The 13,226-nt window shown below is 74.4% G+C and carries 11 protein-coding genes; 9 read left to right on the forward strand and 2 right to left on the reverse strand.

Annotated elements, in window-relative coordinates:
* Nucleotides 1-5 precede the first annotated feature (5 nt).
* The 9 genes from ABEB06_RS30625 (at nt 6) to ABEB06_RS30665 (ending at nt 10,852) form a co-directional block, all read left to right on the forward strand.
* Nucleotides 6-1,337, forward strand: a complete 1,332-nt coding sequence (locus ABEB06_RS30625; RefSeq protein WP_345700153.1) for a lysine N(6)-hydroxylase/L-ornithine N(5)-oxygenase family protein — start codon at nt 6-8, stop codon at nt 1,335-1,337.
* A gap of 87 nt (nt 1,338-1,424) precedes the next feature.
* Nucleotides 1,425-3,440 (forward strand): class I tRNA ligase family protein, encoded by a 2,016-nt coding sequence (locus ABEB06_RS30630; RefSeq protein ID WP_345700154.1) that lies wholly within the window; start codon nt 1,425-1,427, stop codon nt 3,438-3,440.
* A gap of 64 nt (nt 3,441-3,504) precedes the next feature.
* A complete protein-coding gene (locus ABEB06_RS30635) occupies nt 3,505-4,776 on the forward strand; it encodes an aspartate aminotransferase family protein (protein ID WP_345700155.1) in 1,272 nt (423 codons plus the stop codon).
* A 77-nt stretch (nt 4,777-4,853) separates the two neighbouring features.
* Nucleotides 4,854-5,504, forward strand: a complete 651-nt coding sequence (locus tag ABEB06_RS30640) for a sigma-70 family RNA polymerase sigma factor (protein ID WP_345700156.1) — start codon at nt 4,854-4,856, stop codon at nt 5,502-5,504.
* Nucleotides 5,505-5,547: 43 nt separating this feature from the next.
* Nucleotides 5,548-6,549, forward strand: a complete 1,002-nt coding sequence (locus ABEB06_RS30645) for a hydroxyacid dehydrogenase (RefSeq protein WP_345700157.1) — start codon at nt 5,548-5,550, stop codon at nt 6,547-6,549.
* Between the two features lie 33 nt (nt 6,550-6,582).
* Nucleotides 6,583-7,854, forward strand: a complete 1,272-nt coding sequence (locus ABEB06_RS30650; RefSeq protein WP_345700158.1) for an adenylosuccinate synthase — start codon at nt 6,583-6,585, stop codon at nt 7,852-7,854.
* A 24-nt stretch (nt 7,855-7,878) separates the two neighbouring features.
* A complete protein-coding gene (locus ABEB06_RS30655) occupies nt 7,879-8,463 on the forward strand; it encodes a hypothetical protein (RefSeq protein WP_345700159.1) in 585 nt (194 codons plus the stop codon).
* Nucleotides 8,460-9,506, forward strand: coding sequence for an LLM class flavin-dependent oxidoreductase (locus ABEB06_RS30660; RefSeq protein WP_345700160.1), 1,047 nt, complete (start codon nt 8,460-8,462; stop codon nt 9,504-9,506). Before ABEB06_RS30655 ends, ABEB06_RS30660 begins: the two co-directional genes overlap by 4 nt.
* On the forward strand, nt 9,503-10,852 hold the full coding sequence (locus ABEB06_RS30665) for an LLM class flavin-dependent oxidoreductase (protein ID WP_345700161.1): 1,350 nt from the start codon (nt 9,503-9,505) through the stop codon (nt 10,850-10,852). The genes ABEB06_RS30660 and ABEB06_RS30665 overlap by 4 nt, the downstream gene beginning before the upstream one ends.
* A gap of 60 nt (nt 10,853-10,912) precedes the next feature.
* On the opposite strand, the gene ABEB06_RS30670 is transcribed toward ABEB06_RS30665, so the two are convergent.
* Both ABEB06_RS30670 and ABEB06_RS30675 read right to left on the reverse strand, forming a co-directional pair.
* Nucleotides 10,913-12,118, reverse strand: coding sequence for an MFS transporter (locus tag ABEB06_RS30670; protein ID WP_345700162.1), 1,206 nt, complete (start codon nt 12,116-12,118; stop codon nt 10,913-10,915).
* Between the two features lie 42 nt (nt 12,119-12,160).
* Complete coding sequence (locus tag ABEB06_RS30675; RefSeq protein ID WP_345700163.1) at nt 12,161-13,183, reverse strand: HD domain-containing protein; 1,023 nt, start codon at nt 13,181-13,183, stop codon at nt 12,161-12,163.
* Nucleotides 13,184-13,226 lie beyond the last annotated feature (43 nt).

Here is a 13,226-nt window from a genome sequence, read left to right on the forward strand (position 1 = left end):
AAAGCATGAGTGAACTGCCGGAGACTTTCGATCTGCTGGGTGTCGGTATAGGTCCCTCGAATCTGAGTCTCGCGGCACTGACGTCGGGGGAGCGGGGCCTGTCGACCGTGTTCCTCGACAGCAAGGACCGATTCGAATGGCATCCGGGCCTGATGCTGCCGGACGCCCAGATGCAGGTCCATTTCCTCAAGGACCTGGTCACCCCGGTCGACCCGACCAACCCGTTCTCCTTCCTCGCCTTCCAGGTGGCCACCAAGCGGCTCTACCGCCTGCTGGTGACCGGCCGTTCCAAGGTGCCGCGCCGCGAGTTCGAGCAGTACTGCCAGTGGGTGGCGGCCGGCCTGGACAACCTGCGCTTCGGGCGGCGGGCGGAGAACGTCGAATGGGACGGCAGTGCGTTCGTCGTGCACACCGGCGAGGGCGTGCTGCAGGCCCGCAACATCGTGGTCGGCACCGGCCTGGCCCCGCGGCTGCCCCGCAGCGCCCGCGGCCACGACCCGGAGAAGGTCTTCCACACCGACCAACTGCTCCGGCGGCCGCGGGACTTCGCGGGCAAGCGGGTGGCCGTGGTCGGTGGCGGGCAGAGCGGCGCCGAGGTCGTCAACTACCTGCTGGGCGGCGAGGACCGGCGGCCCGAGCGGATCCTCTGGGGCACCCGGCGCAGCAACCTGCTCCCGCTCGACGACAGCCCGTTCGTCGACGAGCTCTACCTGCCCGACTACAGCCACCACTTCTACGCCCTCCCGGAGGAGGAGCGCGCGGAGACCGTGGAGCGGCTGCGCCTCACCAGCGACGGCATCTCCATCCCGCTGCTGGAGGACCTCTACCGGCGGCTGTACGACCTGGACCTGCTGGAGGGGCGGGAGCGCAGCTGCCGCATCCTGCTGGACCACGCCCTGGAGGACCTGGAGGAGACGGCCGACGGCCTGGTCATCGGCTGGCGGCCGACCCGCGGCGGGGAGGTGGTGCGTGAGGCGGTGGACATGGTCATCTGCGCCACCGGCTACGAGCACGGCATGCCCGACCTGCTGCTCGGCCTGAAGGACCGGCTCGCGATCAGCGACGGACTGCCGGTCGTCCGGCCGGACTTCAGCCTCCAGTGGGACGGCCCGGCGGAGCACCGGATCTACGTGCAGAACGCCGCGCGGCGCGAGTACGGCGTGGCGGACCCCAACCTCAGCCTGCTCGCCTGGCGCAGCGCGGTGATCGCCAACAGCCTGCTCGGCCTCCGGCGTTACGACACCGGCTCGGTCAGCACCGCCCTGGACTGGGCCGGACCCGGCCCGCAGGAGGCCCCGGACGGGCCCGCCGGACTCGCCCTGAACACCTCGTACTGACGGTTCCCTTCGCGCACACCGACGTTCCGACGACGACCTCGGGAGAGGAGCTGGGGGCGGTCCCGCCCCCACCACAGCATGGACATCGTGACCGTTCCGCGCACAGTCGACGACCTGGGCCGGCCGGACTTCGTCCGGAGCGCGCAGCCGGCCTGGGCGAAGGATCCCGAACTGCCGGTCAACGTCCGCCGGGTGACCCTGCGTCCGGGCGAGACCACGGCCCCGCACAACCACCACGACGTCGAGGTCTGGGTGGTCCTGGACGGCCGGGGCGAGGTCACCTCGGACGGCCGGACGGTGCAGGTGGCGGCCGGTGACGCGGTCCGCCTGCCGCCGCTCGGGGTGCACACCCTGCACAACCCGGCCGCGGACCGGCCGCTGTCCTTCCTCACCTTCTGGTGGGAGGACCTGGCGGCGCTGGAGGCCGAGCACGACCGGCGCTCGGAGCGGACCGCGGAGGAGGGCCGCCCGGTCCTGCTGCTGCCCTCCTTCCCGACCCCCAACGGCGAGCTGCACCTGGGCCACCTGGCCGGCCCGTTCCTCAACGCGGACCTGCTGCGGCGCGGCCTGGCCGCCCGGGGCACCCCGGTCGGGCTGCTGCTGGGCACCGTCGGTCACCAGAGCCAGGTCGCGGCCGCCGCGCAGGACCAGGGGCTGAGCTTCTACGAGCTGGCCGAGCGGAACACCGACGCGATCCAGGAGGCGCTGGCCGCGGCCGGCGTCGCCTGGGACGTCTTCGTCCGGCCGTCCTCCCCGCGCTACCCGGAGATCGCGCTGGAGGTGTTCGAGCGGCTGCGTGCCGACGGGACCGTCACGGCGAAGGCCGTCCAGTCCAACTACTGTGTCCCGTGCGACAGTTGGCTGTTCGAAGCGTTCGTCGCAGGGGCCTGCCCGCACTGCGGCTCGTACGACACCGCCGGCATCGAGTGCGAGGCCTGCGCGCTCCCGTTCGCCGACCACGAGCTGTTGGAGCCCAGCTGCCGCAACTGCGGCACCCCGGCCGAGCAGCGTGAACTCACGCGCTACTACCTGCCGTTGGAACCGCTGCGGGAGAGGCTGACCGGCTACCTGCGGTCGGTCTCGATGAGCGCGCGGCTGCGGTCGTACGTCGACCGGGTGCTCGCGGCCCCGCTGCCCGACCTGCCGGTGAGCACCGTCGCCGCGGACGGCATCCTGCTGCCGGCCGACCCGTCCGGGGCGACCGCCGGCCAGCGGATGTACTCGGCCTTCGAGCTCGCCGCCCGGTACCTGACGGCGGTCGACGACCTGGCCGGGCAGCAGGGGATGGCGGGCTGGGAGGAGTACGCGCAGGCCGTCCGGCCGCGCACCGTGCTCTTCTTCGGCTTCGACAACGCCTTCCTGCGCGCCGTGGTCTTCCCGGCCGTGCTCGGTGCCTTCACCGACCGGCTGGAGCTCGCCGACACCATGGTCTGCAACGAGTTCTACCTGCTCGACGGGCAGAAGTTCTCCACCGGCCGCAAGCACGCGATCTGGGGCCGGGACGCCTTCCGGCCCGAGACCCGCGACCAGCTGCGGCTGTACCTGGCCGCCACCAGTCCGGACATCCGGCGCCGGGACTTCTCCCTCGCCCAGTACGAGCGCTTCGTCCGCGAGGAGCTCGCCGGGCAGTGGGAGGGCTGGCTGGCCTCGGTGGACGACCGGCTGCGCAAGTCCTTCGACGGCCGCGCCCCGGAGGCGGGCAGCTGGAACCGGGAGGCCGAGCAGTTCTACGGCCGGATCAGGGCCTTCGCCTCCCGGCTCGCCGAGGCCCTCCGGCCGGAACGATTCTCCGCCCGGGCGGCGGCCCGGGAGGTCCGCGACTTCGTGGCCGAGGCCCGCCGCTTCACCGAGGTCTGCGAGGACGTCCTCGCGGTGCAGCCGGTCTCGGCCACCGCGCGGACCTGCATGGCGCTGGAGCTGATGGCCGTCCGGGCCCTGGCGGAGGCGGCCGGACCGCTGCTGCCGGAGCTGGCCGCCCGCCTCCGCGGGAAGCTCGGCGCACCCGCCGGCGGCACCCCGGCGAGCTGGGTCGCGCCCGGCACCGCCGTCGACCTCACCGGGCCGTACTTCGTGACGGACGCGCTGGTCCGCAGCGCCGACTGACCACCCGAGCACCGTCCTTCCACCCGTTTCCCGCGGCCGAGAGGCCCGTCCCGAGGGGCTACCCGTGAACACCGAGAAGTCCGCCGCCCTGTACGCCCGCGCCGTCGAGGTCATGCCGGGCGGCAACAGCCGCACCGCCGTCTACAGCTCGCCCTACCCCGTCTACGTCCGGTCCGGCAGCGGTGCCCGGGTCACCGACGTCGACGGCGTCGAGCGGATCGACTTCCTGAACAACAGCACCACGCTGATCCACGGCCACGCCCACCCCGAGATGGTCGAGGCCATCGCGGCGGCGGTCGGCCACGGCACCAGCTTCGGCATGCCCACCCCGGTCGAGGTCGAGTACGCCGAGGCGCTCTCGGCCCGCAACGCCACCTTCGAGCACGTCCGCTTCACCAGCTCCGGCACCGAGGCCGTGATGATGGCCGTCCAGGCCGCCCGCGCCCACACCGGCCGCCCGAAGATCGCCAAGATCGCCGGCGCCTACCACGGCGCCTACGACGCCGTCGCGGTCAACAACGACGGCTCCGGCAACCTGATCAGCCACGCCGTCACCGGCAACCCCGAGGGCGTGGTCTCCAACACCGTGGTCATCCCGTTCAACGACCCGGAGGGCTCGCTGGAGGTGCTGCGCCGGCACGCCGACGAGCTCGCCTGCGTGCTGATCGACCCGGTGCCGTGGCGGATCGGCCTGCTGCCCGCGAGCAAGGAGTGGCTCGACGCGCTGCGCGAGTTCTGCGACACGACCGGTGCGCTGCTGATCTCCGACGAGGTCGGCTCCTACCGGGTCGGCTACCACGGCGCGATGGAACTGCTCGGCGCCGAGGCGGACATCACCGTCCTCGGCAAGGTCATCGCCGCCGGCATGCCGATCGGCGCGGTGGCCGGCCGCCGCCGCTTCATGGGCGTGTTCGACCCGAGCAAGGGCAAGCCGGCGCTGCCGCACTCCGGTTCCTACAACGCCAACCCGGTCAGCATGAGCTCCGGCCTCGCCTCGCTGCGCCTGCTGACCCCCGAGGCGCACGAGCGGATCGGCCTGCTGGGCGAGCAGGCCCGGGTGGCCATGCGCGGCGCGCTCGCCGACGCCGGGCTGGACTGGGAGGTCAACGGCCTCGGCTCGCTGTTCCGGGTGGTCGCGACCAGCGCCCCGGCCGGCTACGACAGCTCGGCCGCCGCGATGAAGGCCCTCTACTGGAAGCTGCTGGAGAACGGCATCCACGTCGGCGACAGCGGCCTGGGCTGCATCTCCACGCCGATGGGCGAGGAGGAGGTCGCCGAGTACGCGGCGGCCTTCAGCACCAGCCTCGACCAGGTCCTGGCCGAGGGCCGGGCCTGACCGCGAACGCGAACCTGCTTCCGGTGCGGGGCCGCCGTCCCGGCCCCGCACCGGAACAGCCCTGGGAGGCAGCACCGTTGTCCGGCCCCGTCCTGGAACACCCGCAGCAGCACGAGCGGGAACACGAGTACGTCCCCGCCCCCGACGAGCAGTTCGAGCGCCAGCGCCCGCGGCTGCTGGCACTCGCCTCCCGGCGGGTCGGCTCCGCCGAGGAGGCCGAGGACATCGTCTCCGAAGCCTGGCTGCGCTGGTCCGCCGCGACCGACGTGGAGAACCACGCCGCGTTCCTGGCCACCGTGGTCAGCCGGCTGTGCGTCGACCACCTGAAGTCCGCGCACACCCGCCGGGTCTCCTACGTCGGCGCCCTGGTGCCCGAGGAGGTCCTGCCCGTCGGCGGCGAACCGCACGAACTGGTCGGTGACGAGGACGAGTTGCACGGCCGGATGACCTGGCTGCTGGAACGCCTCTCACCGGCCGAGCGCGCCGTCCTGCTGCTGCGCCGCGCCTTCGACTACAGCCACCGGGAGATCGCCGCCGCGCTCGGCATCAGCGAGGCCTACAGCCGCAAGCTGTACGGCCGGGCCTGCGACCGCCTCACCGCCGACCGCTCCCGCTTCACCGTCGCGCCCACCGAACGCACCGAGCTGACCCGGCGCTTCCTGGCGGCCAGCCGCGGCGGCGAACTCAAGCCGCTGGAAGACCTGCTCGCCGCGGCGATGGCCGCGTGACCCGCCACCACCACGACCACCCCCGCACCTGGAGGAACCCGCCATGCGACCCACCGTGCTCCTGATCGGCTCGATGTACGCCGCCGAGGCCGAGGAACTGCTGGAGCAGCACGCCGACGTGCGCCGAGTGGACGACCAGGACCGGCCCGCCGTCCTCGCCGCCGTCGCCGAGGCGCACGGCATCGTCGCCCGCTACCCCGCCCGCATCGACGCCGAGCTGATCGCCGCCGCCCCGAACCTCGTCGCGGTGCTCTCCAGCGGGCGCGGCGTCGACAACATCGACCTCGACGCGGCGACCGAGGCCGGCGTCGTCGTCGCCAACAACCCGGGCCTGGGCGGCAAGCCGGTCTCCGAGCACGCCCTCGGCCTGCTCCTGATGGTCACCCGGGGCCTCACCGCGATCAGCCGGGACGGGATCGAGAAGGCCTGGGAGGACCGCCTCACCACCCACCGGGTGGAGCTGACCGGCAAGGTGCTCGGCATCGTCGGCCTCGGCAACGTCGGCGGCTGGATGGCCCGCCGGGCGCACGGCGGCTTCCTGATGCGGGTGCTCGCCTACGACCCCTACGTCCCGGCCGAGAAGATGGCCGAGGTCGGCGCCGAGAAGGTGGACACCCTGGAGGAACTGCTCTCCCGGGCCGACGTCGTGACCTGCCACCCGGAGCTCAACGACGAGACCGAGCAGATGTTCAACGACAAGACCTTCGCGCAGATGAAGCCCGGCGCGTACTTCCTGAACACCTCGCGCGGCCGGGTCGTCGACGGCGAGGCACTGGCCCGCGCGCTGCGCAGCGGCCACCTCGGCGGCGCCGCGCTGGATGTCTACGAGGACGAGCCGCTGCCCGCCGACAGCCCGCTGCTGGGCATCGGGAACCTGGTGCTCAGCGCCCACATCGCGGACTTCACCGTCGAGACCAAGCGTGCCCTCGCGCTGTCCGCGGCGACCCAGCTGGCCGGCGCGCTGGCCGGCAAGCAGCCGCCGGCGGCGCTCAACCCCGACGTCTGGGGCCGGGCCGCCGAGCGCCGCCGCGCCCTGCTGGCCTGAGACCGACCGACCGCGAGAGCGAGGAGTGCCGCCGTGCTGAAGGCGATCGTGGGCCTCAACTGGGGCGACGAGGGCAAGGGAAGAATGGTCGACAACCTGTCCGCGGAGGCCGACTTCACCGTCCGCTACCACGGCGGCAGCAACGCCGGCCACACGATCCACACCGACCGGGGCAGGTTCAAGCTGCACAGCCTGCCCAGCAGCGTGCTGCGCCCCACCGTGACCGGCGTGCTCGGCCCCGGGATGACCGTCGACGTCGAGGGCTTCCTCGCCGAGTTCGAGGCGCTGCGCGAGCACGGGGTGCGGGCCGACCGGCTCCTGGTCGCGGGCGCGGCCTCGGTCTGCTTCCCCTTCCACCGCGACCTGGACGGCGCCGAGGAGGAACGCCTCTCCGACGGCCGGTACGGCTCGACCCGGCGCGGCATCTCGCCCGCCTACGGGGACCGGGTGATGAAGAAGACCCTGCTCGTCCGGGAGCTGTTCGACCGGCCGAACCTGCCCGGCCGGCTCGCCGCCGTCCTGGACTGGGCCAACCAGCGGACCGAGCGGATCTACGGCGGCGCCGCGCTCTCCCCCGACGAGGTCCTGCGCTGGGCCACGGACGTCGCCGAGCGGCTGGAGCCGCACGTCGTCGACGCGACCGCGCTGCTCGGCAAGGCCCTCGACGAGGGGGCCACCGTCATCGCGGAGGGGCAGCTCGGCGCCCTGAAGGACCTGTACTACGGCATCTACCCCTTCACCACCTCGTCCAACTGCCTGGCCGGCCACGCGCCGGTGGGCATCGGCGTCCCGTGGGCGCGGGTGGACCGGACGGTCGGCGTCACCAAGGCGTTCTCCTCCTGCGTCGGGGCGGGGCCGTTCGTGACGGAGTTCGACGAGGAGCGCGCCGACCGGCTGCGCCGGCAGTGGGGCGAGTACGGGGCGACGACCAACCGCCCGCGCCGGCTCGGCGCGTTCGACGCGGTGGCGACCCGCTACGGCGCGCGCGTGCAGGGCGCCGACGAGGTCGCGATCACCAACCTCGACCAGCTGAGCGGCACCGGCGAACTGCAGCTGTGCGTGGCCTACGAGCAGAACGGCCGCACGGTGCGCGAGTTCAGCCCCGTCCCGGCCGACCTGGCCGCCGCCACCCCGGTCTACGAGACCCTGCCCGGCTGGGACGAGGACCTCACCGGCATCCGCGCGTACGAGGAACTGCCCGCCGGTGCGCGGGAGTACGTCGAGGCGATCCAGGACCTGCTCGGTGCGCCGGTGCGCCACGTGTCGGTCGGCCCGCACCGCGACGCCCTGATCGAGATCAAGTGAACCGGCTCAAGGAGGAGCGCTGACATGCTGGCCGTACTCGCGGTGAGCGACAAGCGGAACATCGAGCCGCTGGCCGCCGGACTCGTCCGGCTCGGCTGGCGGGTCGCGGCCACGGAGGGCACGTACCGGCTGCTGCGGGACGCGGGCCACCCGGTGGAGGGCATCGCCGACCTCGCGGGTGTGCCGACCCTGCTGGGCGGCCGGGTCAAGACGCTCACCGTCTCCGTGATGGGCGGCATCCTGGCCCGGGAGACCGAGTCCGACCTGCGCGAGATGGCGGAGCACGGCATCCCGCGGATCGACCTGGTGTGCAACAACTACTACCTGCTGCCCGAGCCGGGGCAGGAACCGGCCGCGTTCCGCGAGAAGGTGGACGTCGGCGGGCCCGCGATGCTGCGCGGCGCCGCGAAGAACTTCGAGCACGTCATCCCGCTCAGCGACCCGGACGACTACGACGGGGTGCTGAAGCTCCTGGAGGAGGGCGGCGGCAGCCCGTCCGCCGTCCCGGTGGAGCGCCGGCTCGCCCTGGCGGAGAAGGCGTTCCGGATCAGCAGCGCGTACGACGCGTCGGTCGCGGAGCTGTTCGGCGCCCGCGGGGGTCGGTCGTGACGGGCCGCACCGGGCTCTTCCTGGCGTACGGGCTGCCCGACGCGGTGCTGGCCGGCCGGCCCGCCGACGCGGTCGCGGCGGCCGGGCGGGCCGAGGCGGCCGGGGTGCACGCGCTGCTGCTGGGCGACCGCCCGGCCGCCCGGCCGGGCCGACCGGCCCCGCCGGCCGCGATCGTCACCGCCTCGGTGCTCGCGGTGCGCACCCGGCGGATCGGCCTGGTCGTGGACGCCGCGCCGGCCTACCACGAGCCGTACAACCTGGCCCGGATGGTGGCCTCGCTGGACCACGTCAGCGCCGGCCGGGCCGGCTGGCGGGTGGTCACCGGAGCCGACCCGGAGGCGGACGCCAACCACCGCCGCGAGGGCGCCGACCCGGTGGACGGGCGGGCGGCGCGCGAGGCGGAGTTCGTGCCGCTGCTGCGCGACCTGTGGGACACCTGGGAGGACGGCGCCTTCGTCCACGAGAAGGACACCGGGCGGTTCATCGACCCCGGCCGGGTCCGGGTGCTGGACCACCGGGGCCCGGCGCTGCGGGTGCGCGGGCCGCTCAACCTGGTCCGCCCGCCGCAGGGCCATCCGGTGGTGCTGGCCCCGGCCGACCACCCGGTGCTCGCCCGGGAGGCGGACGTCCTGCTGGCCGGCAGCCCCGAGGCCGCGGCCGCCGCCGACCGGCCGGTGCTGGCGACGGTCACCCCGTTCGTGGCGGGGACGGAGGCGGGCGCCCAGGAGCTGCACGCCCGGGCGGGCGCGCCGCGGTCGGACGCGGACGCGGCGGTGCTGGTCGGTGACGGACCGTCCGTCGCGCGGCGCCTGCTCGCCTGGGCCGACCGCGCGTCCCTGCACGGCTTCGCCCTGCGCTTCCCGCAGCCCGAGGGGGTCGAGGCCTTCACCGCCCTCGCGCTGCCCGCACTGCGGGCCGCCGGGGGGCTCGTCGACGGGCACGGGCCCGCGACGCTGCGCGGACACCTGGGACTGGCCAGGCCCGAGAACCGGATCGTCGCCCGGCTGACGGCCGCCGGCACGGAGAGGAGCCGACCGCGATGAGGACACGGGAACTGCACCTCGGACTGATGTTCTGGGCGACCGGCACGCACGCCGCCGGGTGGCGCCACCCCGACGCGGTCGCCGACGCGGCCTACGACATCGAGCTGATCCAGGAGGTCAGCCGGAGCGCCGAGCGGGCCAAGCTCGACTTCGTCTTCCTCGGCGACCGGCTCGCCTCCGACCCGGCGCTGCAGCACAGCAACCCGGCGCAGATCTCCCGGCTGGAGCCCTTCGCCACCGCCGCCGCGATCGCCGCCGCCACCACGCACATCGGGGTGGTCGTCACCGCGAACCCCACCTACTCCGACCCGTACGGCATCGCCCGGCTGCTGGCCTCGCTCGACCACCTCAGCGAGGGCCGCGCGGCCTGGAACCTGGTGACCGGCGCCGACCCGGCCGCCGCGCTCAACTTCGGCCGGGACGCCCACTGGGACACCGAACGGCGCTACGACTGGGCCGAGGAGACCCTGGCGGTGGTCCGCCGACTGTGGGACGCGGCCCCCGACCCGGACGGCACCGGCTCCCGCCGGATCGACCACCGCGGCCGGTACTTCTCGGTGGACGGGCCGCTGGACGTCGCCCGGCCGCCGCAGGGCCACGTGGTGGTGTTCAGCGCCGGCACCTCCGACCGCTCCCGTGAACTCGGGGCCCGGGACGCCGACGTCGTCTTCGCCGGGCCCCAGCCCACCTTCGCGAAGCGCAAGGAGTACTACGCCGACATCAGGGCCAGGGCCGCCCGGCACGGCCGCGCGGACCGGGTGGCGGTGCTGCCCGGGCTCACCCCGATCGTCGCGCCCACCACCGAGGAGGCGGTCGCCCTGCACGACCTGCTCAACGCGCTGCTGGTGCTCGACCCGGAGCGGGAGGTCGGCGACATCGTGCGGGCCGGCGGCATCGGCGAGGGCCACCGGCGCAACCTCACGTCCGCGTCCGAGGTGTTCGGCGTGGACGTGCGCGGCCACGACCTGGCCGACGCGGTACCGGCCGCCGTCCTGGCCGGCGTCTCCGAGGAGGGCGCCCGGCGGCTCGCCGAGATCACCAGGCTCACCCGGCGCACCGTCGGGGGGCCGGCCCCGATCACCTACGGCGACCTCGTGCACGCCACGCCCGCCCAGCTCTCGCACGTGGTGGTCGGCAACCCCGAGGAGGTGGCCGACATGATCCAGGAGTGGTTCGAGGAGGGCGCCGCGGACGGGTTCAACATCTATCCGGCGTACGTGCCGGGCGCGGTCACCGCCTTCACCGAGCTGGTCGTCCCGGTGCTGCAGCGCCGCGGGCTGTTCCGCAAGGAGTACCGCGGACGGACGCTCAGGGACCACCTGGGGTTGGCCCTCCCACCGCGCTGAGCGGGCACCGACGGCGAGGGCCCCCGGAACCGGACGGTTCCGGGGGCCCTCGCCGGTCGCTCAGCGCGGTGCGGCCGCCTCCGCCGTGGCGGGCGCGGCCGCCGGGGCGGTCGTGAAGCCCCGCCGGCCGAGGGCGAGGATCGTCAGGGTCACCAGGGCGCCCGCGGTGCCGCACAGGGCCGCCCAGTGCGCGTCGGCGTGCGCGAGCACGGTGCCGACCGCCGCCGAGCCCAGCGAGGTGCCGGCGGCGAACAGGGTGACCAGCCAGGCGAAGGCCTCGGTCGTGGTGCCCGGCGGTGCCAGCTCGCCGACCAGCACGAAGGTGACCGTCAGCATCGGGGCGAGGAACGCCCCGGTGAGCAGCATCAGCCCGGCCATCCAGCCCGGCGGGGGCAGCAGCACCAGCAGGCCGTACCCGACCACCAGGCCGCCGGCGAACAGCAGCCCGCGGCCGGCGAGCGTGCCCGGCCAACTGCGCGAGCCGTACACCAGCACACCGGCGAGCGAGCCGAAGGCGTTGAGCGCCAGCAGGGTGGGCGCGCCGCCGGGCACGTGCCAGTGCTCCGCGTACGAGACCACCAGGACGTTCAGCGAGCCGATCGCGAAGCCCACCCCGATCATCGCGCTCAGTAGGGTGACCAGCCGCCCGCTGCGCAGCGGGCCCAGCCAGTCGCCGGACCGGGTCTCGGCCCGCCACTCGCGGGACGGCCGCGCGCTCGCCACCACCGCGACGCCGAACAGGCCGAGCAGCGCCTGGACGTACAGCGCGGCGGTGGGGGACCAGATCGCGACGCTGCCGGTGACCACCAACGGGCCGGCGACGAAGACGAGTTCCTGCGCGCTGGAGTCCAACGCGTACGCCGATTCGAGCTTCCCCTCGGGGGCGATGGCCGGCCACAGCACCCGCAGGCAGGGCTCCAGCGGGGGCGTCATCGACCCGGCGAGCACGGCGCCGACCAGGACGGCCGCGGGCTCGCGCGGCGCCAGCGCGATGGCGAGGAAGCCGGCGGCGGCGAGCAGCGCGGTCGGCACCAGGATCCTGGTCTGCCCCCAGCGGTCGACCAGCCGGCCGAGCAGCGGGGAGCCGACCGCCGCCGCGATCGCGTAGGCGCTGGCCGCCGCACCGACGAAGCCGTACCCGGACCCGGCCTCGCGCAGCGCCAGCGGGATGGTGAGCGCGGCCATCGCGGAGGGCAGTCTGCCGACCCAACTGCCCAGCAGCAGACGGGTGACGAAGGGGGACCGGAGTAATGCCAGGAAGCTCATGAGCTCTACCTTAGGAGGATCTACGCGCGGATACACCGCGATTCATCGGTTGGCCTGTACATGAAGCCTGAGGGTTGCCGGACGGTCCGCGCGGGTGCCGACCTCGATGTCCGCGGCCCCCACCACCCGGTGGTGGGCCAGGCCCGGCGCGGTGGTGATCCAGACGTGGCAGGTGGCGGGGTCCGCCCACCACGCCATGCCCGCTCCGCGGGCCGTGCTGTGCCAGAAGTACCGGTGCTGCTGGCCGGGCGGCAGGACGGCGACCAGGGCCGCCGGCGCGTCGTACAGGTCGATGCCGAGCAGCCGGTCCCGGTCGTCGAAGGTCAGCCAGACCGTGCCGCGGTAGCCGATGCGCGCCAGCGGTCCGACCGCGGGGACGCCCGTCGCGGCGTGCAGGAAGCCCGACTTGGGATCCCAGCTCACCCCGGGGGCGGCGGTCGGGGCCGGCCCGGCCTCCGCCGGGTGCCGGCCCAGCTCGGCCTCCGCCCGGTAGTCGGCGGCCAGCCGGTGGACCAGGTCCATCCGGTCCGCGGCCAGCCGGCGGGCCGGCTCGGTCAGCAGCTCCCGCTCGGTCCGGACCAGCGCCTCGTAGAGCTCCGGCAGGGCCGGGCGCGGGTGCCGGCCGGCCGGGGCGTGCCAGCGCGGCCCGCCGCCGGCGAGCGTCCGGTGGAGGCCGGCGGCGCCCATCGCGTCGATCCGCTCGGCGTCCAGCACAGCCGCGCCGTACGGCACTTCGGCGGCCGGCGGGTCGGGGTCGAGCAGCGTCAGGAGGTCCCGGTGCAGCGCGCCGGGCACCCCGGAACGGGTCAGGAAGTCGACCGCGTCGGCGCGGGTCGGCGCCGACCCGCCGGCCGGGCCGTGTTGGCCGTGCGGGGCGTCCGGCAGGCCGAAGCGGTGGTAGAGGTAGGCGGCGCAGCGGGCGGTGCCCGCGGTGAGCCCGGACTCCTCGGCGATCCGGCCCGCCAGCTCGGCGGTCCGGGCCAGGTGCCCGGAGTCGTGGGGCGCGGCGAGCGCGGCCAGGTCGGTGAGGGTGTGGTCGTGCAGGCGCTCGATCATCGACGTCACGGCCTTCGGACTCCTCGGTCCGTACGGGTGCGGGGCGTGGGGG

This window comes from Kitasatospora terrestris (assembly GCF_039542905.1).
Taxonomy (GTDB): domain Bacteria; phylum Actinomycetota; class Actinomycetes; order Streptomycetales; family Streptomycetaceae; genus Kitasatospora; species Kitasatospora terrestris.

Bases quoted from the DNA above. Each gene is read 5' to 3' on its own strand.
- ABEB06_RS30625 (WP_345700153.1), top strand. From the start codon at position 6: ATGAGTGAACTGCCGGAGACTTTCGATCTGCTGGGTGTCGGTATAGGT.
- ABEB06_RS30655 (WP_345700159.1), top strand. From the start codon at position 7,879: ATGCTGGCCGTACTCGCGGTGAGCGACAAGCGGAACATCGAGCCGCTG.
- ABEB06_RS30665 (WP_345700161.1), top strand. From the start codon at position 9,503: ATGAGGACACGGGAACTGCACCTCGGACTGATGTTCTGGGCGACCGGC.
- ABEB06_RS30645 (WP_345700157.1), top strand. From the start codon at position 5,548: ATGCGACCCACCGTGCTCCTGATCGGCTCGATGTACGCCGCCGAGGCC.
- ABEB06_RS30670 (WP_345700162.1), bottom strand. From the start codon at position 12,118: ATGAGCTTCCTGGCATTACTCCGGTCCCCCTTCGTCACCCGTCTGCTG.